General features: G+C 40.3%; 20 protein-coding genes and 1 pseudogene. 10 read left to right on the top strand and 11 right to left on the bottom strand.

Going from position 1 to position 23135, the window contains the following annotated elements:
- Window positions 1-21 precede the first annotated feature (21 nt).
- Both QUD05_RS33240 and QUD05_RS33245 read left to right on the top strand, forming a co-directional pair.
- Window positions 22-990 carry a glycosyltransferase family 2 protein gene (locus tag QUD05_RS33240; RefSeq protein ID WP_289799766.1) on the top strand — a complete coding sequence of 323 codons (969 nt, stop codon included), beginning with the start codon at window positions 22-24 and terminating at the stop codon, window positions 988-990.
- Between the two features lie 69 nt (window positions 991-1059).
- Window positions 1060-2049 (top strand): glycosyltransferase family 2 protein, encoded by a 990-nt coding sequence (locus tag QUD05_RS33245; RefSeq protein WP_289799767.1) that lies wholly within the window; start codon window positions 1060-1062, stop codon window positions 2047-2049.
- A gap of 171 nt (window positions 2050-2220) precedes the next feature.
- Here the strand turns inward: QUD05_RS33245 and QUD05_RS33250 are convergent, their stop codons facing one another.
- Window positions 2221-3561, bottom strand: coding sequence for a transposase (locus QUD05_RS33250; RefSeq protein ID WP_289794346.1), 1341 nt, complete (start codon window positions 3559-3561; stop codon window positions 2221-2223).
- A gap of 622 nt (window positions 3562-4183) precedes the next feature.
- Between QUD05_RS33250 and QUD05_RS33255 the strand changes: the two genes are divergently transcribed.
- Window positions 4184-5206: a glycosyltransferase family 2 protein gene (locus QUD05_RS33255; protein ID WP_289799768.1), complete on the top strand. Its 1023-nt coding sequence runs from the start codon at window positions 4184-4186 to the stop codon at window positions 5204-5206.
- 128 nt (window positions 5207-5334) lie between these two features.
- Window positions 5335-6384, top strand: a complete 1050-nt coding sequence (locus QUD05_RS33260; protein ID WP_289799769.1) for a glycosyltransferase family 2 protein — start codon at window positions 5335-5337, stop codon at window positions 6382-6384.
- A gap of 30 nt (window positions 6385-6414) precedes the next feature.
- On the opposite strand, the gene QUD05_RS33265 is transcribed toward QUD05_RS33260, so the two are convergent.
- Entirely contained in the window at window positions 6415-6969 is a 555-nt protein-coding gene (locus QUD05_RS33265; RefSeq protein ID WP_289799770.1) for a 1,2-dihydroxy-3-keto-5-methylthiopentene dioxygenase, read from the bottom strand.
- A gap of 224 nt (window positions 6970-7193) precedes the next feature.
- Between QUD05_RS33265 and QUD05_RS33270 the strand changes: the two genes are divergently transcribed.
- Together QUD05_RS33270 and QUD05_RS33275 are read left to right on the top strand one after the other, a co-directional pair.
- A complete protein-coding gene (locus tag QUD05_RS33270) occupies window positions 7194-8639 on the top strand; it encodes a deoxyribodipyrimidine photo-lyase, 8-HDF type (protein WP_289799771.1) in 1446 nt (481 codons plus the stop codon).
- 56 nt (window positions 8640-8695) lie between these two features.
- Window positions 8696-9520: an alpha/beta fold hydrolase gene (locus QUD05_RS33275; protein ID WP_289799772.1), complete on the top strand. Its 825-nt coding sequence runs from the start codon at window positions 8696-8698 to the stop codon at window positions 9518-9520.
- Window positions 9521-10237: 717 nt separating this feature from the next.
- Here QUD05_RS33275 and QUD05_RS33280 read toward each other — a convergent pair.
- The 5 genes from QUD05_RS33280 to QUD05_RS33300 form a co-directional block, all read right to left on the bottom strand.
- The gene (locus tag QUD05_RS33280; protein WP_289799773.1) at window positions 10238-11236 is read right to left on the bottom strand and encodes a hypothetical protein; all 999 of its coding nucleotides are present in this window, start codon (window positions 11234-11236) and stop codon (window positions 10238-10240) included.
- A gap of 382 nt (window positions 11237-11618) precedes the next feature.
- Complete coding sequence (locus tag QUD05_RS33285) at window positions 11619-12413, bottom strand: hypothetical protein (RefSeq protein ID WP_289799774.1); 795 nt, start codon at window positions 12411-12413, stop codon at window positions 11619-11621.
- Between the two features lie 56 nt (window positions 12414-12469).
- Window positions 12470-12628 (bottom strand): hypothetical protein, encoded by a 159-nt coding sequence (locus QUD05_RS33290; protein WP_289799775.1) that lies wholly within the window; start codon window positions 12626-12628, stop codon window positions 12470-12472.
- A gap of 519 nt (window positions 12629-13147) precedes the next feature.
- The gene (locus tag QUD05_RS33295) at window positions 13148-13546 is read right to left on the bottom strand and encodes a TIGR02588 family protein (protein ID WP_289799776.1); all 399 of its coding nucleotides are present in this window, start codon (window positions 13544-13546) and stop codon (window positions 13148-13150) included.
- A complete protein-coding gene (locus tag QUD05_RS33300) occupies window positions 13543-14430 on the bottom strand; it encodes a TIGR02587 family membrane protein (RefSeq protein ID WP_289799777.1) in 888 nt (295 codons plus the stop codon). Before QUD05_RS33300 ends, QUD05_RS33295 begins: the two co-directional genes overlap by 4 nt.
- 321 nt (window positions 14431-14751) lie before the next feature.
- Between QUD05_RS33300 and QUD05_RS33305 the strand changes: the two are divergent.
- Window positions 14752-14935, top strand: a pseudogene (locus tag QUD05_RS33305) (CsbD family protein).
- Window positions 14936-15191: 256 nt separating this feature from the next.
- Window positions 15192-15743, top strand: coding sequence for a Uma2 family endonuclease (locus QUD05_RS33310; RefSeq protein ID WP_289799778.1), 552 nt, complete (start codon window positions 15192-15194; stop codon window positions 15741-15743).
- Window positions 15744-16063: 320 nt separating this feature from the next.
- Here QUD05_RS33310 and mutL read toward each other — a convergent pair whose 3' ends face one another.
- Together mutL and QUD05_RS33320 are read right to left on the bottom strand one after the other, a co-directional pair.
- Window positions 16064-17788 carry a DNA mismatch repair endonuclease MutL gene (gene mutL, locus QUD05_RS33315; RefSeq protein WP_289799779.1) on the bottom strand — a complete coding sequence of 575 codons (1725 nt, stop codon included), beginning with the start codon at window positions 17786-17788 and terminating at the stop codon, window positions 16064-16066.
- A gap of 254 nt (window positions 17789-18042) precedes the next feature.
- Window positions 18043-19092, bottom strand: coding sequence for an adenosine deaminase (locus QUD05_RS33320; RefSeq protein WP_289799780.1), 1050 nt, complete (start codon window positions 19090-19092; stop codon window positions 18043-18045).
- Between the two features lie 386 nt (window positions 19093-19478).
- On the opposite strand from QUD05_RS33320, the gene QUD05_RS33325 reads away from it, so the two are divergent.
- Window positions 19479-19688 (top strand): hypothetical protein, encoded by a 210-nt coding sequence (locus QUD05_RS33325; protein WP_094352741.1) that lies wholly within the window; start codon window positions 19479-19481, stop codon window positions 19686-19688.
- A 322-nt stretch (window positions 19689-20010) separates the two neighbouring features.
- On the opposite strand, the gene QUD05_RS33330 is transcribed toward QUD05_RS33325, so the two are convergent.
- Together QUD05_RS33330 and QUD05_RS33335 are read right to left on the bottom strand one after the other, a co-directional pair.
- Window positions 20011-20322 (bottom strand): threonine dehydratase, encoded by a 312-nt coding sequence (locus tag QUD05_RS33330; protein ID WP_289799781.1) that lies wholly within the window; start codon window positions 20320-20322, stop codon window positions 20011-20013.
- Between the two features lie 106 nt (window positions 20323-20428).
- On the bottom strand, window positions 20429-21307 hold the full coding sequence (locus QUD05_RS33335) for a phosphodiester glycosidase family protein (protein ID WP_289799782.1): 879 nt from the start codon (window positions 21305-21307) through the stop codon (window positions 20429-20431).
- Between the two features lie 653 nt (window positions 21308-21960).
- Here QUD05_RS33335 and QUD05_RS33340 point away from each other — a divergent pair.
- On the top strand, window positions 21961-23124 hold the full coding sequence (locus tag QUD05_RS33340; RefSeq protein WP_354666167.1) for a sigma-70 family RNA polymerase sigma factor: 1164 nt from the start codon (window positions 21961-21963) through the stop codon (window positions 23122-23124).
- Window positions 23125-23135: the final 11 nt, after the last annotated feature.

The raw sequence follows: 23135 nt of genomic DNA on the forward strand, positions 1-23135 counted from the left end.
CTTTCCATCTGGTTAAACTCTATGCCAACTATATCCGTTATTATTCCCGCTTACAATGCTGAACGCACTATTTTAGAAACGATAAAATCCGTTCTTCAACAAACCTTTTCTGATTTTGAGCTAATTGTTATTAATGATGGCTCAACCGATCGGACTTTAGAACTATTGAAGACTATTGAAGACTCTCGTCTCAAGATTTTTTCATACAGCAATGCTGGTCTATCAGTAGCTCGTAATCGTGGTATTTCTCATGCCACTGGAGAGTTTATGGCATTTCTCGATGCCGATGATTTATGGACACCTGATAAATTAGAGCTACAACTAGCAGCATTGCAAAAACATCCAGAGGCAGGACTTGTTTATAGCTGGACTCTGAACATGAGTGAAACAGCAGAGATTTTTCACCCTGGTCATAATGTAGTCTATGAAGGTAAGGTGTATGACAAATTATTACTCAGTAACTTTATTTCCAATGGTTCTAATCCTTTAATTCGTAAACAAGCAATTCAATCTGCTGGAGAATTCGACCCAACACTTTCTTCTGTGGAAGATTGGGATTATTGGTTTCGTGTAGCACAGCACTGGGATTTTGCAGTAGTTCCCAAACCTCAAATTCTCTATCGCCACTCTTCAAAATCTATGTCAACTAAAGTTGAGAAAATGGAGAAATATTTGCTTATTGTCTTGGAGAGAGGTTTTCAAGCAGCACCGCCAGAGTTGCAAAATCTTAAAAATCAAAGCCTAGCAAATATCTATCAATATTTAACGGGCATGGAACTGGCTAATGTGACTAATAGAGAACAGGTCAACCAAGCTGGTCGTAAATTGTGGAAGACGGTTTCTTTATATCCTCAGATTTTGCGAGAAAGATTAACTCAGCGTTATTTAATGAAATGGCTAGTAATGCAAGTCCTTTCTCCTCGAATTGCTAAGTACTTGACTCGACCTTTTTCTTTGGCTAGGTCTGTTGCGGTTCCAAGGCTGCAATAGAGGCTGTTATTAAAAAGCAACCTTTTGATACTAATTCGCTAGTAAAATTTAGCAACTTATTAAAATCACATGCCAACTATATCTGTCATTATTCCCGCTTATAATTCTGAGCGCACAATTGTCGATACAATTGTCTCAGTACAACAACAAACTTTTTCTGATTTTGAAATAATTGTGATCAATGATGGTTCAACAGACGGAACTATTAAGCTACTGGATGAGTTGAAAGATAGTCGTATACAAGTCTTTTCCTATGAGAATGGGGGTTTATCAGTAGCTCGTAACCGTGGTATCTCTCATGCCAAGGGAGATTTTATAGCCTTTCTTGATGCTGACGATTTATGGACAGCCGACAAGCTAGAACTTCAGTTAGAAGCTTTGCAGAAAAATCCAGAGGCAGGTGTTGCTTATAGCTGGACTTATTTTATGGATGAAGAAACTGGAAATTGCCATATGGATCGGCCGATCTTTTTCCAAGGTAATGTTTTGGCTAATTTATTAACCTGGAACTTTATTGCTAGTGGTTCAAATCCATTAATCCGTAAGCAAGCGATTGAATCTGTCGGAGAGTTTGAACCTTCAGTATCAGGAGCAGCAGATTGGGATTATTGGCTACGTTTAGCTGCAAAATGGTCGTTTGTTGTAGTTACTAAACCGCAGATTTTTTATCGTCAATCTTCAAATTCAATGTCCTCTAAAGTTGAATTTATGGAAGACTGTCAGTTCAAAGTGTTGGAGCGAGCTTTTCAATCGGGATCGCCAGAAATTCAAATCTTGAAAAATCATAGTTTAGCTTATGTTTACCGATATTCTTGTAGACTCTGCTTAACAAGAATTACAGGTGATGAAGGAATTGAAACAGCAAGTCAAAAATTGAGGAAGGCAATTCAGCTATATCCAAAAATTCTCCTGGAAAAGGAAACTCAAAAGCTAATTATTAAATTGTTGTTGAAAAAAATACTTGTAGAAAATATTTCTGCATACTTACTCAAGATTATTAGTAAAATTCGCGTTACTCATGTTCAAAAATTAAATATTGATGAAAAAAGAATCGGTTGAGGTAAGTTGTAGTACTTGCCACTTGGTAACTCAATGGGATAGTTACTCAGCAATACAGACCGCCAGGGAATAGAATTCCCTGTCTAATGGTGCAAGTCCTCTAGAAGAGGACTAGAAAAACTTGGGTTAAAGCACTGACAGCTATTATGCAATACCAATACCTCTGCCAATTTACGAGGGTTCAACGCCAGTGGAAACGGGATGAATACGTCCTAAAGAAGTAAGCTTGGCAAAAATCTGGGTTAATAAAATAGGCTCAGGGATTTCGGGAAGCATTTTTAACATTTCACGAACATATCGAAAACCACGATGGTAAGCCTTAAGGTCAATAATGCCAGAACCGGGATTGAGTTGCTGGAAATCAGCGAGAAGATGGTGGGATAAATTGACCATAAAAAATGCTAAATTAGAAGCATTAGTCACGGCAGTTTGGCTCAGGTTCATAAAATCTTCCAATCCCCAAAACTGCTTGGCATCCCTAAAATTAAACTCGATTTGGAAACGGAGTTTGTAATAGTCGATAATTTTTTCAAATGACAGAGTTAGGTCGCTAGAAAAAATAATTACATGGCTGCAAGCATTAGTTTTAAGATTGGTTTTGACCAAAATCACTACATTGAGAGCTTGGGCAAATTCTTTGTGAATAAGAGTGGCTTGATAAATATCAGTTTGAATATCATCCTCAATAGCACTTTTACATAAGTATTTGTCAGGTATATTACGATAGTCTAGCTTATCACCGTATTTACGACGAGAGCGCTTACTGGAGTCAGGATTTTCATAAGGGAAGTATAATGCTGAATCATGGCGCAATTTGGAAATTATCTGCAAGTTGACAAGACGTGCCATCTGCAAAGCATTGTTGTTACCAAAATGACCATCTACTACCAAGTAGGTGAGGGAAATAGAGTTAGCTAATAACTTGAATAGTGAACCAATCATTTTCTGAATTAGTATTAATTCAGATGTTAATATCACTTCCTTTTTATTTTTGTTTTTACTTCCTTTTGGTCGTCCACGCCCACGCTTTTCTTTTTTGTTTGGTTTTTCGATTGTCGAGGTACTTTTTGTTTGAGTATCTTTCTTTATTACCTGTTCTATCTGAATCGGAAACGAGTGCCTCTGTTCAACACTCACTAATGATAATACAAAGAAAGATAATCCTGATATCGGTTTATTGGCTAGGCTAGAAAAGAATCTATCTAATCCATAAGTCTTTTTACCCGATTTACTGACTACAACTTCATCTCCTGCAAGCAAATATACCTCATTCGCACGGAACAAATGCTTGCGGAAAAATAGCCAAAACAATGTAGCCCAAGGTATTACTGTATGAAAAAACCGCAACATCGTCCGATAACTACCACCAATGCCTGCCCAACGGGAAATTCCCAACATCGTGACTCGTCCGCTCATCGCTAACATAGCCAGGATTATCTGGTTCAATTGCCGCATCGTCGTAGCGTTTATCTGCGGTAGCAAGCATTGTAGCAGTGATAAGATATCGGACATGGGCTGATTGTAGTTTTTGAGTTGTCGTTGTGAGAGACAATAACTCTACTACATCGGCCCTCTCTCCTCATCCTCTTATTTTGGCTAAGGTATTGAATACAGTACAGTTTTTCTTCTTGCCCTTTTCTATCATAGCTTTCAGCTTTGAGGATGTACCTCATAGCTGCCGGAAGTGCTGTAATGGTGGAGCGATCGCTTGCTAAGGAAACTCCAAGAAATAAATTATCCAATATTGTGGGGTGGGCAACATGAGCGCCCTATGGACTGGGTTCTCGTGTCGCCCACCCCACAGGAGTTAATTGGATATTTTTTTATTTGGAAATCCCTAAGAATTTCAATCAGACTATCCACATGCAGGACAATATGTATTATTAAATACAATATTTGCTTTGATAACGCATACTAGAAGGAGATATCTTACATTATCCAGTGAAAAGTTAGGAAGTGGAATTCGTCCTATAACTAGATGGATAGCCAGGTGGATAAATATCTCGCTTTTTTAGATGCTATCACTAGAAGGTGCGATCGTATCCATCAGATAGTATTCCCATTGCCATATCAAAGATTACTGTACTATCAGTAAAATCTGAGATCAAAACTGAAGCTAAAGTCGGTCTGGAAAATGAAAAAAGTTTCTGTAATTATTCCGGTTTATGGAGTCGAAAAATATATAGCTGCTACTGTACAATCCGTTCTTGAGCAAACCTATACAAATTTTGAGCTTCTAATTATCGACGATGCTTCCTTGGACAGGAGTATAAATATCTGTCAGCAATTTACTGATCCCAGAATTAAAATTATTCGTCAGGCAAATCGAGGAGTATCTGGAGCTAGAAATACTGGTATTCGCCATGCTCAAGGAGAATATTTAGCTTTTTTGGATGGAGATGATCTTTGGTTGCCGGAAAAGTTAGAAAAACAAATCGCTCACTTAGAAAATTCACCAGCAGTCGGTGTCAGCTTCAGTCGTTCTGCTTTTATTGATGAAGCTGGACAAGCTTTAGGTACGTATCAGATGCCCAAGCTTAAAGAAATCACGCCATCTTATTTACTCAGTTGCAATCCGGTTGGTAACGGCTCGGCTGCGGTAATGCGCAGAGAAGTTCTAGAAGATATTAAATTCCAAGATAATCTTTACGGTACTAATGAAGATTGTTATTTTGATGAACGCTTACTCCAATCAGAAGATAACGAATTTTGGATTCGGATTTCCATTAAAAGCAATTGGCAAATAGAGGGCATTCCAGAACCCTTGACCTTGTATCGGGTTAATTCAAAAGGGCTTTCCGCAAATATGCTCAAGCAGTTAGATTTCTGGGAAAAGCTAATTGAAAAGACACGCTCCTACGCTCCAGAAATATTTACTCAAGGGGAAACACTAGCTAGAGCTTACCAGTTGCAGTATTTAGCTCGTAATGCCGTAAGACTACGAGAAGGTTCAATGGCTGTAAAATTAATTAATCGAGCCTTAATAGCTGATTGGCATATTCTTATTGAAAATCCAAAAAGTACAATTTTGACACTGGTAGCAGCTTATTTACTTTTACTCTTACCTCAAAATGTTTACAATAAATTTGAAGCTCTGGTTTCAAATAATATAGTAGGGGCTAACCAAAAACGTCGTATTCTTCAAGAAGATATCTAAAAATAATTAAGAAGTTTTCTATCAATAATTAAAAACTTTCTCTGCCTAAAGCAAATTAGATTTCTTGCTTAGTGCATAGTAAATTTAATTAGATATTAATTAAAATAAATCAATGGGAATAGTCAACAATGAAGAAAGTTTCTATCATTATTCCGGTTTACAAAGCAGAAAAATATATAGCTGCTACATTGCAATCGGCTCTTGAACAAACTTACGAAAACTTCGAGATTTTAATTATTGATGATGGTACTCCTGATAAGAGTATAGAAATTTGTCAGCAATTTACAGACCCTAGAATTAAAATTATTCGTCAAAAGAATCGGGGTCTACCTGGAGCAAGAAACACTGGTATTCGCCATGCACAGGGAGATTATTTAACTCTTTTAGATGCTGATGACTTATGGTTGCCAGAAAAATTAGAAAAACACGTTAAGCATTTAGATAATTCGCCTAATGTCGGGGTAAGCTTTAGCCGCTCTGCTTTTATTGATGATAATGGCAACCCTTTAGGTATTTATCAAATGCCTCAGATGCAGGGAATAACTCCAGCGATTATCCTTTGCCGCAATCCAGTTAGCAATGGTTCGGTAGCAGTAATTAAAAGAGAAGTTTTTGAAGCTATTGAATTTCAAGATAATCTTTACGGTACAGTTGAAAATTTTTATTTCGATGAGCGATCGCGTCATACTAATGGTGACTCAACAGATGTTGAATGTTGGTTTCGGATGTCTGTTAAGAGCGATCTGGAAATAGAGGGTATTCCTGAAGCTTTGACCTTATATAGGGTAAATTCAGGTGGACTATCAGCAAACTTGCTCAAGCAGTTAGATTCTTGGGAATTGGCAATCTCTAGGGCACGTTTATACGCCCCAGAAATAGTTAATCAATGGGAAACACTGGCTAGAGCTTACCAGTTGCGGTACTTAGCGCGTAGAGCAGTCAGCCTGCAAGATGGTGCAATGGCTGTGAAGTTGGTGAATCGAGCATTAGCAACCAACTGGCATATTCTCTCTAAAGAACCACGCCGTACACTTTTGACCTTGGGAGCTGCCTATTTCCTTCGGCTTTTGCCCCAGTTCCTTTACAGTCGAATTGAGACTGTTGCTTTAAAGACTACAGGATATACGCAAAGACAGCGCATTTCACAAGGCTTAGGGGGGAGCAACGCGATTTTGTGAGGCCGCCCAAAGGACGTTTATAAATAAGCTTTAACGCGGCTTTTGGCTCGAATCACTCACTTGAGTCCCTGTATAATTGGGAACCCAACCTTCTGCAATTGCAAAATAGCGTATCCCTTTAAAACTCAACGATGCAGTTGGGCTGCACCAATGCTCAACGCCGGGGGGGATATAAAGATAGTCTTGTGCCTGAACTAAAAGCTGTACCTGACTGCCATCAGGTCGCACAAAGCCATAAATCATTTCTCCTGCCAACACATAGAGGGGTTCAGGTGCAGAATGAGTATGGTAACGACTGTAGGTGGCGATCAGATGGTGAAGATTGAACGAACCCGGATGCACATTTAGTAAGTCACACCAGAGAGCGCCATTTTCTTGCTGAAGAAATTCAAAGACGCTGTTATGGAGTTCTACGCAACAACGTTTCTCGGCCTCAGTTAAAACATCCTGGTCTAGCAGATTAGGGAAGAGTATTGATGTTCCTGGGTCGTAGTGTTTGAGTTGAATGCCAAGAGGGGCAAGTTCGCGAGCTATTTCGTCTAAATCGCTCTCAATCGTACCGTCGTCAAGTAGTAGGCTAGCCATGACAAAAAGACTAATTAACTGTTAAGAAGAGTATACTCAATTTTGAGATGAAAAGCCACTATTCCCGATTGAGAAACCGGGGTTTCGTTGACTGTTGATATCCTGCGATCGCAATTCTCATGTAAATTCGTAAGGATCGCGAAAGAATAAATTTATCGCCAGAATGATGCTTATTGGTACCACTAGCATCTAAGCTAGTACGGGTGAACTATATCCAGCATGGAATGTCTGACTTAATTCTGTTTTGGCATCGGCGCGATTTACGCATTTCTGACAATACGGGACTGGCTGCGGCAAAACGGCAAAGTCCGAAGGTAGTGGGCGTGTTTTGCCTCGATCCAAATCTTCTAGAACGGGATGATGTTGCTCCTGTGAGAGTAACTTATATGATTGGCTGTTTGCAGAAACTCCAAGAGCGATATGTTGAAGTTGGTAGCCAGTTGTTAATACTCCACGCCGATCCTGTACAAGTGATACCAGCCTTAGCCGAAGCAATAAATGCCAAAGCTGTTTTTTGGAATTGGGATGTAGAACCTTATTCACAAGAACGCGATCGCACTATTATAAATACCCTCAAAGAAAAAGGCATTGAGTTTCTTAACCAAAACTGGGATCAAATCCTCAACTCCCCAGACGAGATCCGCACGGGTGGTAACAGTCCTTACACGGTTTACACCCCCTTCTGGAAAAATTGGATTACTAAACCGAAGGCTCAACCAGTAGAAACACTGCAAAATGTTGAGGGATTAACGGAAGCCGAACAGGAAATCGCCAAACTTGCAGGAGCCTTGGCACTACCTTCAGCAAAAGATTTAGGATTTATCTGGGATGAACCATTGATTATTTCACCAGGAGAGGCGGCGGCACAAGAACGATTAGAAGAATTTACTAATAAAGCTATTACTGAATATCAAGAACAGCGCAATTTTCCCGCAGTGGACGGTACATCACAACTGAGTGCAGCTTTAAAATTTGGGGTAATTGGCATTCGCACCGTTTGGCAAGCCACGATAGAAGCGCTGGAAAATAGCCGCAGTGAAGAAACAGCAGTTAATATCCGCACATGGCAACAGGAATTAGCTTGGCGGGAGTTTTATCAACATGCAATGTATAACTTCCCGGAATTAGCTGATGGTGCTTTCCGCGACACCTTCAAGAACTTTCCTTGGGAAACTAACGAAGAATACTTCCAAGCTTGGTGTGAGGGAAGAACAGGCTACCCCATTGTAGATGCAGCAATGCGTCAGTTAAACGAAAGCGGCTGGATGCATAACCGCTGTCGGATGATTGTTGCGAGTTTCCTTACTAAAGACTTGCTAATTAATCCCCAATTGGGAGAAAAATACTTTATGCAGAAGTTGATTGATGGTGATTTATCTGCTAATAATGGCGGTTGGCAATGGAGTGCTTCTAGCGGTATGGACCCCAAACCTGTGCGGATTTTCAACCCAGCCAGTCAAACCCAAAAATTCGATCCAGAAGGGGAATATATTCGGCAATGGGTATCGGAATTGCGGTCTGTAGATACAGAATATTTAGTTACTGGGAAAATTCCACCTTTAGAACGTCATGCTGTTGGTTATCCTGATCCAATTGTGGATCATAAAATACAACAACAGCAGTTTAAACAGCGTTATCAACAGCAAAAAAATATTAGTAGTGGTGAGTAAAATTGTTAGTTTTTTAATAGACATTTCCAAAAATTCAACCTACTAGAGAAAAATACATGAACGCGATCGCAGTGAAAGACGGCATAGAGATTTACTACAAGGATTGGGGCAGCGGTCAGCCCATAGTTTTCTCGCATGGTTGGCCTCTATCGGCCGATGACTGGGACACCCAAATGATGTTCTTCTTAAATCACGGCTATCGCGTCATCGCCCATGACCGACGAGGGCATGGACGCTCGACCCAAGGCGGCGACGGGCACGATATGGATCATTACGCCGATGACCTCGCTGCCCTTACCGCGCATCTCGACTTAAAGAACGCCATCCACGTTGGACACTCGACTGGCGGCGGTGAGGTGACACGCTACATTGCGCGCCACGGCGAAAGCCGCGTCGCGAAGGCCGTTCTCATTAGCGCCGTGCCACCACTGATGGTGAAGACCCCAGCAAATCCCAGCGGTTTACCTAAAGAGGTATTTGACGACTTTCAGACGCAGGTTGCCACCAATCGGGCGCAATTTTATTGGGATGTGCCGAGCGGGCCCTTTTACGGTTACAACCGACCGGGTGCGAAAGCGTCGCAAGGCGTGATTGAGAATTGGTGGCGTCAGGGCATGATGGGCGGTAGCAAGGCGCAGTATGATGGCATCGTGGCTTTCTCTCAGACCGACTTTACCGAGGATCTTAAGAAGTTCTCTGTGCCGACTTTGGTAATGCACGGCGATGATGACCAGATAGTTCCCTATGCCGACTCCGCCCCACTGAGCGCTAAGTTGGTCAAGGGCGCGGTATTGAAAACCTACAAGGGTTTCCCGCACGGTATGCCGACGACAAATGCAGACCAGATCAATGCCGATCTCCTCGAATTCATTCAGTCGTAGTGGGGTGGGCGTCTCGCCACTGGTGTCAACTTAAGCCAAAAATAGCGTACTGATTGGGTGTTGTTCACCCGCCAGTTCACCCGCCAGCCAGGATTGTAAATCCCTGACTAATTGCTCAAGTCTACTGAAGTAGACTGAAAATTTTTGAGCTATTTAGTCCTCTTCAGAGGACTTTAGCTATGAGACAGGGATTTACAATCCCTGGCGGACGTGCGGTTTCGCGTTAAGTTGACACAAGTGGCGTCTCGCCCGCCCCAAGCCTTGGGGCGGACAAGATGTCATTAGTGTCAAGTTAAGCTCAAACTTACTATGTCAATAAGCATTTAGGCTTAAAAATTCGGTTTTCAAGGGACAAAAAACGAACTTTTTCAGGGACTATTAATGCTTTGTTTATTAGCATCACTCCCTGCTTGCGTATAAAAGGCAGAAAAAAGTTCACCTTTATACTTCGTTCCTCACAAAACCTATCGTTGACAAATGGGTTTTAACCTTAACTTGACACCTATGACAAGATGTCCACCCCACAAGATTGGATAATTTATTTGTTGGAAGTCCCTAACCAGGCGATGTAGCGAACCGCGCCCTGCTGCGATGCGTAGCTTTGGTATAGTATGGAATGGCACTAAGAAAAGCCCAAAGACTTATTGTATTTCTCGTTCCCAGCCTCCAGGCTAGGAACGAGTTCCGAGAGGCTCTGCCTCTTGTCAAGAAATGACATTATGTCTTGACAGGTAAATGAGAAATTGTCCATAAGATGAGTAGGAAGATTAAGTAAATTGCACCAACTAATCCAAACTCAATCAGAGGAATATAGGTTACTTCGTAAATTCTGCCCAAGCCGCGTTCAGTCAGTCCATAAACGGCCATTACACTCACTAAAAAGGCTCCGTAAATAGTACGTTTAGTCCAGATACCCACAGGTAAACCGTGAAGCTGAGTAAGAACAAGAATACCAAGAAAACCAAAGAGAAATGTGGGCCACTTGCTTTGTCCTAGTATTAATGACACAATTACACTATGTAAAAGCACTGAAGCCTCCAAAGTAAATGTCCACCAACGGTTTACATGGGTGCGGTTAAAAATCAAGGAAGATTGGAGCAGAAGCAAGAACATATAGAGAAAACCAATTAAGTGCCCTAAAGTCGCTTCCATTGGGTGATACCAGAAGGTGTAGATAGCGGCAAAGGAGAAAAAATAGCCGTGGTACAGCTTGATAATTTGCAAAAACTGTTGATGAAATGGCACAGAATTGCCAAAAAATAAACCGCGTCGAGGTGTTTCTAAAATCAGTACGAAGACTAGTAAGAGTACAACTGCACCTTGAGAAGCCCAAATTGAAGTATCTTGAGCTAGAGCATCGTACCAGATATATGTTTGCAGAAAGTGTAAAGCAATGAATGCACCATTAATGGCAAGCATGAGGTAATTTATCGGGTGCAACGCTGATTTGTATTTCAACTGGGATGCCTGCGGCGGGCGTAGCCATCGCTGCGCCCACAAGATACACGCCCAGATGCTAAACTGATGCCCAAGGTACATACCCCAAGCCGTTGCTCGACTCCAAAAGGTTGGTTGGGGAAGCTTCCAGTAGTACCAGTTTAATCCTTGGTCAGGAAGTTTGATGATGTTTGCAGGAATGCTCCCACCGAGCCAAATTGCGTAGGTGAGAAGGATGCTTACAAAGATGCCTAAAAATAATACTCGGCGACCTGTCATAATCGTTCGTAATTCGTAATTCTTAATTCGTAATTCTTAAATTAAGACCTAGATTTTTAGGCTGCACGTTCTGTTTTTGGCTTGTAATCAGTACAAACAAAATCTTTGAATTTCAGTGTGGTTGAGCAAAATAGCATGGAACAAACCCATGATAAAAATCAAGCCGATAATACTACTAATTAAAGCAACTATAATTTCGTGCTTCCGTATGGCTTTTTGTATCTTAGCGTCTATGATGTTTTCTAATTCTTTGTATAACATTGACTTAAATTTGGTTAAAGACAAGAATTATCTGGAACTTACGTTACGTACTTACATAAGTTTGAGTATGTCCGAAATCTCTAACTTATTAAATGAAAGCTATTTCGATGCTGTGGGAGTATCAAATATGTTTACGTCGTTTCAAAACAGTACTTGAAACTCCAAAAGCTAATATCGCTAAGGTATAAGTTGGTTCGGGAGTTGCAAGAATGCTTACCTGATTAATAGCCAAGCCGTATTCTGGAGCAGAACTGCTAAAAACAAGTCGTGAGATGTTTGGAGTGTCACTACGAATCCCCAAAAATACTGCCGAATTATCTAATGCTAAAGACGAAAGATTTGGAACGGAGAAAGTACCCAATAGGTTATTGGCGTTATCAAAAGCGGCGATCGAATTTTCAATTTTCAATTTACTAGTGTCTACAGCTATCTGAGTTCCAGCGCCAAAAACTGGCTGGGCAAAACTAATCGAAAAAGGCTCGCCGTTCCCTTTAGTTCCAGGATCGGAAGTACCAGGAGGAAGAGGAATAAAACCTGTTGGGTCTATACCTCCGAAGAGAATAAAATCACCTAGAGCGAAGTTACTCCGAATGCCAGGTGAAGGTAAAGTTTGAAAAACAAATGGTGGAGTAATTTGAGGCTTATTAGTTGGAGTTATATTTATATCTAAGCCTAAACCACGTTGTGATGTTGCTGAAAAAGAGTTAGGTAAAAAAGCAGAAAAATCAGGGGCAGAGGGATTAAAGACTTTACCTAAACTTTCCCAATTAACTTGATCGTTGCCTCCTAAACCAGCGCGGTCAGTTACTAAAAATGTAGCGGCTTTAACTGGTAATGAGAGAACCGTTATTATGACTGCGATCGCTGAAAAATATTTTACAGATAACTTAAATAATTGATTGAGCGTAACTCCCACAAGGTTTTCTCCTTAATTTTTTAAGATAATATCATCAAAATGCAACAATGCTTTATTTAAAGCGAGAGAGTTGAAGCAACTGCTGCGATCGCGCCGACTGCACTTAAATGTTTCATTACCGCCATTATCAGCCTGTCTTCTCCACGATCAATTAGGTTATTCAAGACTGGCGGAGATATTGTTATTGTCTCCACAAACACAAATCCGGTCGTCATTACTAGTACCCAGCAATAAATTATTGTTAGGTATCCCAACAATAAATGGATGTAAAATATTTCTTGATAGTTTTATATGTCAAATGTAATTAATATTTGTAATACTGATATAGTACAAATATTAAAACTGTAAATATTTGATGAAATCTACCTCAAAACAGTTAATCCTATTTTATATCTCTGGTGAAATAAAAATGCGATTATTTATTTTTTTAAATTATTTAATTTCTTCAAGGTTATCAAAATGCGGGCGCTATCGTGTTGAAAATATGGGCAAGCAATAAAATATAGGACTTATACAGCAGATTTCAACGTCTCTAGGAACGCGAACAGTATGTCGGAGACAGAGGCTACGTCAACGTCAGGTAAAGAAATATCTCACCCACGCGATCGCACGCACCCAAACTCAACTCTTAGCGCTCCCACTCTGAAAGCAAGTGTGGTGAGGGTTGAGTTCGGGTATACTTCCAACAAATAGATTATGCAATATTGTGGGGTATTTTTTTATTTGTCAGTCTCCTATGGCAATTTATAGCTACCAACACGTAGATTTAACTGACCTTGGCGCGGGTTATGGCTGAATATAAATGCGCCTTCTTCGCTTTCCCCACTAGATAAAAAGTCAATCTGTTGCTCTCCTGTTTCTGTAACTTTGCCGTTAATCAGTAACTCAGCCATAATCTGAACTGACTCAGCTGTATCTCCTCCACTATTCATAACTTCAAAAGGAACATAAAACTGACCATTAATTTCTCGAATTGTTTGTTTTTTAGTGACAGAAAGGATGGGAGGTTGATTTTTTTCGTTCAGCCAAGTGTAGCCTACTAGACTCACAATGATTGCTAGGATGAGTGAGGCGATGCTGAATGTTATCCACTCAGCTATTGAGCGCTTTGGTTCTTGTTCTGTTTCAGTCATATTGCTAACCTTCCGGCTGCACCACCAATAGTTGCAGGTAAACCCAGTATCAATGTGTGATCTAACCACATTGTCCAGGGGTCGCTAAAAGTTAATTTTTGAAAGAACCACAGCATAAAAGCGCCTGCTAGCAATGATACTAAGTAAGACATAATGGTTTCGCTCGATGGTCGTTGAAAAATTCCCTTTTGCTCTTTACGTTTTTGCTGGTTAGAAAAACCTGCCTGAAATACAATGCCATAAGAAATCAGCAAAGATGCGGCGATCATTGCCAACTCCCAAGGTGGAGAGGTTGCGGCTGCAAGCATCGGAATTTCATCTGTGGGAGCGATGTTAAATGCAATTATGGTTGCACCAATCAGGGTTCCACCCACATCAGTAAAGGTGGCGTGTAACTCATCACCTTTGTTCTTGGTTGTGCTATTTTCCCGATCGCTTGCTTGTCCTTTTCCATTACTGTTTTCAGTATCTCCCAACAACTGATTCGCTAATGCTACACCAAGAGCAAAGGGCACACTTTCAAAGATGATTTTACCTAAAGATTCTTTTAGGGAGGTTTCTGGTGTCAATTCTCGTAATAGTAACAGCACAAAGGTAGAACAAGCTATGCCGATCGCGATCGCTTCGACAGTATCCATTGCGGCTTGATGAGAGAGCCAGCTATATCTGCGTTTGCGAAAGCCTTCTATCTGATTGAGCAAGTAAACCACAATAAACATTAATGCGATCGCCGTCATGATAAATTGTGCTTTTGCCAGCGATCCAATCCACCAAACCTCCATTGTATACAGCAAGGGTATGCCAAATAAAAAACCTCCGCAAGCACCCCGAATGATGTCATTAATCTCACTCCTCCATACATTCTTTTGACGTTTTGTTGGCACTCCTTTACCTTCCTTTTGTTGAAAATTTGCTTTGACTTATACTAATTTTCTATGAAGGTGCATATAGCAGCCCTCAATTCTTCGTGAAAAGTTAGATCCCCGGCTTTTCAGATCCCCGACTTCTTTAAGAAATCGGGGATCTGGACACCGCAAATTTATAATATTTTCAGATTTTTGAAGGAGGGTGTTCTGTCGCACCCCGTATCTATCTTAAGATACATAATCTAAAAAAATCTTCTCTCCGTTGATGGAAGTCACAAATAATACACTCTTGTTAGTTTATGTAATAGGTCAATTAACTACAAGCTGGAAATAAAAACCATGAGTGCCGAAAAAAGAGTAGAAGCTATTGCAAAAAATATTGAAGGGAAAGTTCAAGAGGTTGTGAGTGAAATAACCGAGTAATCCACAAGATAAAGCTGAAGGACAAGCGAAGCAAGCTGAAGCCCAAGTTGCTCACACTGTAGAAAACATTAAAGACGAACTTAAGAAAGCTTTAGATTAATTTACGTTTTTGGACTGAAAATAAAAATACTAGATTAGCGATGATTCGTTAATCATAGTTAAACATTAATTACTCCACTTACTTTGAGAAAGTGGAGTTTTTGTATTCTTAGTGTAATATTTGAAAGAGTAAATTACTAAAAAATTGGTTTTAAATTGGAAGTCTTGGCTACACGGGTACATACGCGCTAGCGGCTTCCTTTGAAATACGTTTAAGATGGAAAAATATCAATAATCATTGGGAGGAATCAATCGTCATGACTGTTATTGTTGCTAAGTGGACGATTGACGAATATCACCGCATGATTGATGCTGGCATTTTGAGCGATCGCAAAGTAGAACTACTTAAGGGAGAAATTGTCGAAATGTCGCCGGAAGGGGAACCCCATGCTTATTGTAGTCATGAATCGGCAGAGTATCTAGCGGATTTGTTAGGTAAACGTGCTGCAATCCGACAAGCCAAGCCTATCACCTTACCCAACGACTCGGAACCAGAACCAGATATTGCCATTGTCCAGCGTTTAGGACGCGAGTATCGAGAGCATCATCCCTACCCAGAGAATATTTTCTGGTTGATTGAATATGCTAACTCCAGTTTAGAAAAAGATTTAGAGAGAAAAAGTAAAATCTATGGAGAAGCAGGTATTTTAGAGTATTGGGTTGTCAATCTCAGAAAGCTTCATTTAGTAGTGTTTCGAGAAATCTTAGATGGAGAATATGCGACAAAATTGACATTAACTGCGGGAACAATTCAACCTCTGGCATTTCCAGATATTTCTGTTGCGGTGGAACGGATTATTAATAGTTAAGGTAATTACAATTCTGACCTCTCTCCAAACCTCTCAAAATCTTCCTTAAAAAGGAGGATTTAGGAGGATCTATTTTGTACACAGATGTGTGTAGACCGTAGCTTATAAAGGGAAGTGGACTATAGCAATCTTAAATCATTTGTGAAAAGTTATACCAGTTTAAAAAAAGAATGCGACAAATAGACCATTTGTAGAGACGCGATTCATCGCGTCTTCACCCAAGGATGTGTTGCAATCATTAATTGAATTGGTATTAGATCCCCGACTTCTTTAAGAAGTCGGGGATCTTGACGCTGAGAGTATTTGACTGAGTTATTGCATCAAATTCCATGACTTTTACCAATTACCCAATTACGCCGGAAAAATCGGGCTAATGCTGATTCTTCTAAAGATAGATAAATTGGTCGTCCGTGGGGACAGGTGCGGGGGTTGCGAGTGCGTTGCCAATTATCTAAAAGTGTCTGCATTTCTTGTTGATTCATCGGTGTACCGTTACGAATGGCACTACGACAGGCGACAGCAACTTGGGCTGTTTGTAAATCGCCTCCCCAACTAAGCTCTAAAATTGCTTCTGCACAGTCGTCTCGTTGCTGCAAAGGTGCGGGAATATTACGGACTGCCCAAAGTTGTTCGCCAAAGGGTTCTATTTCTAAACCGATGCGTTGCAATTGCAATACTTGCGCTGGTGATAATTGATAAAGAATTATTGGCGGTTCGACGGGGACAAGTTGCCAATCATCACACAATTGCTCATATAAAACTCGCTCATGGGCAATGTGCTGTTCTACTAACCACATCCCACCTGAATGTTCCGCCACAATATAAGTGTTGCTAACTTGAGCGACAGCTTTTAAAGAGTTAGGAGTTGAGAGTGAGGAGTTAGGAGTTTTGTGATTTTCGTTGGGATTTTGAGGATTAAAATTGTAACCACCTTTGGCTTCTGCGGCTTTGAGTAATTTACTAACTCGTGTTGTGTGAACAGCTTCTTTAAGATTGTTAGAAGATATGCTGAGCGCTTGGTTAATTGCTTGGGTAATTTGCTCTTGCCAATAAATGATTTCGTTGAGGTAAATTTCTGTTTTTGCTGGATTGCGATTCCAGTTAATTTGATTGGGGGAAATGGCAAGATGTAAGAAACAAATTGGATAGCGATCGCGTGGTAATGTTCTATGAAATGCTGATAATATCGTTTGCTCTAGTTCCGGTGTCTTAACCATCCGTCCGTTGATGGCTACACGTACCCAATCTGGACGATGACGATGAGTGCGATCGGGTAATCCTACCACTAAATTGAGTGAGGAGTTAGGAGTGGGGAGTGGGGAGTTAGGAGTTAGGAGTGAGGAGTTTAGTGGGTTGGGTATTTCGAGTTTTATTTCTTGCAAGTCACCTTGTCGCACTTGCGGTAAAATCTGCGGTAGTAGTTGTCCAGTTGTGGCGGCGGGAGAGATGGTGAACCATTGACGATCATTTTGCCAAATCTGCCAGGTAACGCGGGGATGACAAAGGGCAATTTGGTAAATTGTAGCTTGCACAGCTTTCATTTGCTGTGCTGTTGTGGGTAATCCCTGACGACGAGATGAGCAATTACCGAAAAGATGAGAAACTGTAACTACTGTACCAGGTGCGATCGCAGTTGCTTCAACTTGTACAACTTTCCCACCATTGCCATAAATTATCCGCCATCCTAAATTTCCCCCTAGAGGACGACTCAAAATTTCTAAATCTGCCAGAGTCGTTAAACTGTGCAACGCCTCACCACGAAACCCTAAACTGTTAATTTTCCACAAATCGGCACTAGAGCGAATTTTACTAGTGCTGTGGGCTGTAGCTGCTTGTTGCAAATCATCTAGATTCATTCCACAACCATTATCTGCTACACGAATTCGCCATTGCTGCGGCCACAGAGAAACCACAATTCGCGTTGCACCTGCGTCTAGGGAATTTTCTACCAATTCCCGCACCACAGAGGCTAAAGAGTCAATTACCTCTCCAGCTGTAATGAGATATACAACTTCTGTTGGTAGAGCTTGAATAGTAGATGCCATAAATTATAGTTTATAGCTTCTGGGGGCACGCTATATACGACTTATAGCAAGAATCCTGTCTCTGCAAAAAAAGAACCACAAATAAACACCGATAAATTATCTGTGTGCATCTGTGGTTTAATTTCTAAAACATTAATTATTGCAAGATATCTATTATGCATTACAACTTTTTCTATCGCATCAGAAAAAATTAGTAATTGCAACATTAATTAACATTAAATCACCTGACTTTATGAATATCTTTAGGCGATTTGTTAATTAGTATCTCTCAGTGACAAAATTTTAGCTGGTTCAGGTTTAAGCAAACCATTCAACAGCGATGCAGGAGGTTGACTGTAAGGCCAAGCAAAAGCATGACGGAAAGCTGCATCTTGACAAGCTTGTAGTTGTTCAAAACTAATGATGTTGTAAGTCAAGAGATTCTCATACTCAAACGGTAGACGCACATTGTGCAATCCAGCATTATCAGTACAGATAGCGATATCAACCCCAGCATCAAGACAACGGTCAAAAACTAATTTGAGTTGACGTATGTCCTGCAAAGTTCCAGTTTTTAGGTAAGTTGTCGGGCAAACCTCTAAACATTGCCCGCGTCTAGCCACATCATTAAGTAGCTCTGGATATAGTAGGGGAATTTGAATGCCGTGACCAATCCGCATTAGATATGGTAGCAGTTCTGGGTAACAACCAGCGGTGGTTTCATATAGATGTCCCGTGGTGTTAACGCCCTGCGATCGCGCATAATCATATAAGCTAATCCATTCTTCTAAGCGATCGGCGTAATAACTATCACCTCCTGCTACATCCACTGCACAGACATACTGCTTATTTTGCGCCGCCAAATCAACAATCGCCTTGTTCACCTCATAAGGTAGGCGTGTGTGCATACAGAGAATTTGGCTAGTAACAATCGGATATTCTGGCTGATGGCTGGCAAGCCCTACTACTCGCACAATTTCTGCCATCTTGTCAATTCTTTCCGATTGACTCAGATGTTCAGGTGTCCGCAAATAAGGAGTGTAACGCAGTTCCAGATAAGCCAAATTTTCAAATATGTAAGCACCACGCACCAAGCGATAAATAAAGTAAGGCAAAGTCTCCACAGTTTGCACGCTTTCTACCAAGGTGTGTAATTCTAGATACTCATCTAGGGTGTTACGTGGGCGGGTATAAAAATCTTCAAAATCTGAATAGTCAGCAAAGCGGGAAATTAACTCCGAAGAATGCCGCTCGAAATATCGCCATAAAACTCGTGGTACGACCGAGCCGCCTAGATGTCTATGTAATTCAGCGTATAAAGCCATAGTGGTATTTTTAGGTAAAAATTTCAATGATTGTAACAAAAACATCGAAAGAAAAATCTGTCCNNNAAAAAATTTAGTCCAACTTCTTAGGAGCAGAGGTTTCCCTACATCTGAATTTCAACAAATACTCCGACCGATAAACGGCGCGAACGATTTGGTGGCTTGGAATTAGATATGGTTGAGAGCAACAGATCAATTTCTGCCTCCTACCTCCTGCACTAGGATTTGCAGTATGAATCAACTTGACATTACCAAGATTAAATTGATAGCATTGATATCCTTAATTTTTGTGCTATACTAAAATAACATTGCTATTGTTAAACGAGTGAGATATAGCAATATATTTTTCCTTTAACAAAGCAAACTCCTGGCAAGGTTGGTATTAATTGAAAATTCAAGCGTTGGAAGTCAAGGCTGGCGATCGGATTATTGCTTACTGCAACAATAAAATGCAAACCTGCAAGGTAAAACGCATTTTAGATCCAGGTCAAGCTAATATCACACTATCAGTATTCACCTCTGAGAATTATCGAGGTTGCTCAGTTTCATCTATAGTTCGCTTCCAAAGCAACGCCTTAGTTGATTTGGTAAGTTAAAAACTAAGTAAATATTCAAGCTCAAAAATATTTCTAGCTATTGTCCAGCCTCAAACTGGACAAAATTTTTGTGAAAGGTGCGATGTCTACGCACATACAAATCTGTTAATTATGGCTGGATGATTTTCGCAACCTTACACTACCTAGTGGCTTATCCTATTAAATATAATGAGTTTCTAGTAAGCACTTCAGTGCTTAAAAATCCAGGACTAAAGTCCTTACTACAAACTTATTCACCCTTCATAAATAATAGAACAGACCACTAGTATAGGGAACAGTAATTGATAAAATTCTGAGATAAAAATCTAATTTATGGCTTTTTTCATTTCTTTTTCACATCACGAGCCATGTTGAGGTAGTAGTCGTCAAGTTTGGCATTAGAACGACGGCGGTTAGTGGCAGGAATTTTAGCAATATTATCCCGATTCGTTTCAATTGGCTGTTTAGCTGAAGCTTGTTTTACGTCTTGCGCCTGATCGGATTCCAAGAAATAACCAGACTGAGAAAATCCGAAAAGCTTGCCAAAAAAACCAAATAAATTTCCGAAAAAATTAGAAATGCTTTGGAATAAAACACCAAACAAGCCTTCAAGACGAAGGAACAAGTTCCGAATAATTTGGGTTAGACGAAGCATAACAGCACCTTTAATGATTGCCTATTATTATTGTGACTCAATTCGGATTCGGGAATTGAGTATATGGCAAAAATCTACCACTAGGTAGGTATAATTCCTACAATCCCTACTTTTCCTGAACCAGCAAAACTGACTTCACAGGACGCTTGATAGAATTTCCCTCCAAATCAACCTTCCCGTAAAAGGTTTTCCCCTTGTAATAAAGCGAAGACGAACTTCCCCCATCCAGATTCATCGCTTGACTGGCACCAAGAGTTTTCATCAAATCAGCTAATGCTGGCAAAGAGATTCCAGAGTTCGCCGAAGCCGAGGGTTTTTGAGCCACCATAACTAAAATAACGCTGCCATCACGGGTGATACCTACAGCAGTTCTGGCATTGGGTTGGTTGCTGCCAAGTGCATCTCGTTTATTGGCATTATCTACAAAACCCTCTTTTTCTAAGGTGAGTTCTGGTAATAGGCGTGGGCCAGCACCTATTGCATCAGCTAACTGACAACCTGCTGGTGGTGACTGACTGTGTATGGCAATGGAATAGCGGCTAGTTTGCCCGCATAAATAGCGACGGAATTCTGTGCGATTGAATATTTGACCCAAATAAGATTTTAAGTTGGGATTGTTCACCAGGCGATCGTTTTCCTTGGGATCGGCTATCAACTTTCCTTGTCGGACAACATAAGATGTAGTTTTTTGGTTGGCTGGGTCAAAAAAGCCTGCGTTCAAAATAGCCACGGCTTGATGCTTTTGGGCAAATTCCTCTACAGTGGCTACCTTTTGTGATATTGCAGGAGTCACCAAAAATTTGCTATTAACTGGAATCAACACGATGTGAGCGATGCTTTGGGGCAAAGTGCGATCGAAGTAGCGGATAGTTTTTGGTGGTGAAGCCGCAATAGTGGGTATCGAAGGTGTTGAAAAACGCAAATTAAACCACAACACCATTGCCAAACTAATTAATATCAAAGCCAGTAGTTTGATTTTTCTCACTTTTAAACTCACTTGCAGTTAGCTCAAAAAATTGATTTAGTCGATTTAATTAAAATACTTTAAGCTGAAAAATAAGCAATTAACTTNNNTTATTCCCGGTTCGCCCATTTTTTAGGGATTTAGGAAAAGTAGATAGTCAAAGTATACCGAAGGGCATATTCCCAAAAAGATCAATTAGGTATATGTTCGCAATTATGGCTACTGAACCCATAATTACAAACGAAGGAGTCAATGATATACCTATACTTCTAACTCAAATAGAGCGTATGGGCGTACAATCGCTAATCGATAAACACTTTTCGACACACGGAAATTGGCAAGATAATTTTCAAAAAGTTAAGAGACAATATCTTGCTAGACCTTCTCAACTAGTGTTTACTCGATTTATGCCGCATTTATGCAACGCTTACTTAAAATCGCTTTTTACGCCAATTTAACTTTAAAATAACTAAATTATCTAGATTCAACAGAATATGAGTAGAGTTATCTTTAAAAAACATCAAGGAATAAAATATGTGCGCTATTGAATTGCAAATTAGCAAACCAGTATCTTGCAATTGTCTACAGATATCTCTGCGGCTTGGATAGTTGCTTAAGTTCGGATAAATTGAAATTTTTAACTGCTTATGCGCCCTCGTCAAAAAACTATCGAGATGTTCTCAACCTTCGTTGAGTTGGAAGGAGACAGATTCAGCAAATGGTTGATTGATATCAAACTGCATCGAAATATTCAAAATTGTTTGGAGTCTTCACCATTCGTCCCTAACTCAGAAAATTTTTGGGCGTTATATTGGCACAAGTGCTGGCGAGAGGAATCTAATAGCCTTGCTAGAATGCATTTATCTGCTTATTTACAGGAACCAAATTATTGGGCTGCGAAAAAAACAATTGCCAAATTTACAAATAGTCAACATAGCCTAGCAGATTATTTTCAAATGGCGAATGCTGAAATTGAAACAATTCTCAAAAATTTTAATCTAGAAAAATGCTCTAGCTTAAAAGCCTATGCTACTATGGCAGTTCCCAGTCGGCTAAAAGATATTTTACGCCAACGCAAAGAAGCTGATATTTGCACAAATTGGGCATTGTTACGCAAAGTCAGCAAAAAGCAGTTATTAGAAGCTCTTGCTCAAGCTGGATTATCACCGATTCTAATTGCCCAATATCGATTAGCCTGGACTTGTTTCAAAGAACTGTATGTTCAAAACCAACCAGGTGGCACAAAGTCTCTACCAGAACCAGAACCTCAACTTTGGGAAGCTATTGTCAGCCTCTACAACCACGAACGCCAAAATCAGTTAACTCAACCTACTCCAGAATCCACGAGAGAGAAAATTGAACAGTGGCTAACCCAGGCAGCTATCTACGTGCGTGGTTATCTGTATCCACCTGTTAGTTCTTTAAATTTAGCAATATTAGAAGATGACTCCACAACAACTTTTGATTTGCCAGATTCATCCTCTGACTCATTAATTGCTCAGATGATAGCCCAAGAAGATGCCCAAAATCAACAAAATCAACAATCTCAGATTGAAGATGTTTTGTTAAAAAAATTACAAACACTTGAGGTAAAAACTCAGGAAATACTTAAACTTTACTACCAACAGGGGTTAACTCAGCCACAGATTGTAGAACACCTACAAATTAGTCAGCCTACTGTTTCTCGCCGACTGCTCAAAGCTAGAGAATCAATGCTGAAAGCATTGATCCAATGGAGTCAAGATACGCTTAATATTTCTGTGACTTCCAACCTAGTTAATGATATGAGTACCGCTTTGGAAGAATGGTTGAAAGTTAAGTATGGGGAATCTCGCTGAGATTATGAAGG

The organism is Nostoc sp. GT001, from assembly GCF_030382115.1.
Taxonomy (GTDB): Bacteria; Cyanobacteriota; Cyanobacteriia; order Cyanobacteriales; family Nostocaceae; genus Nostoc.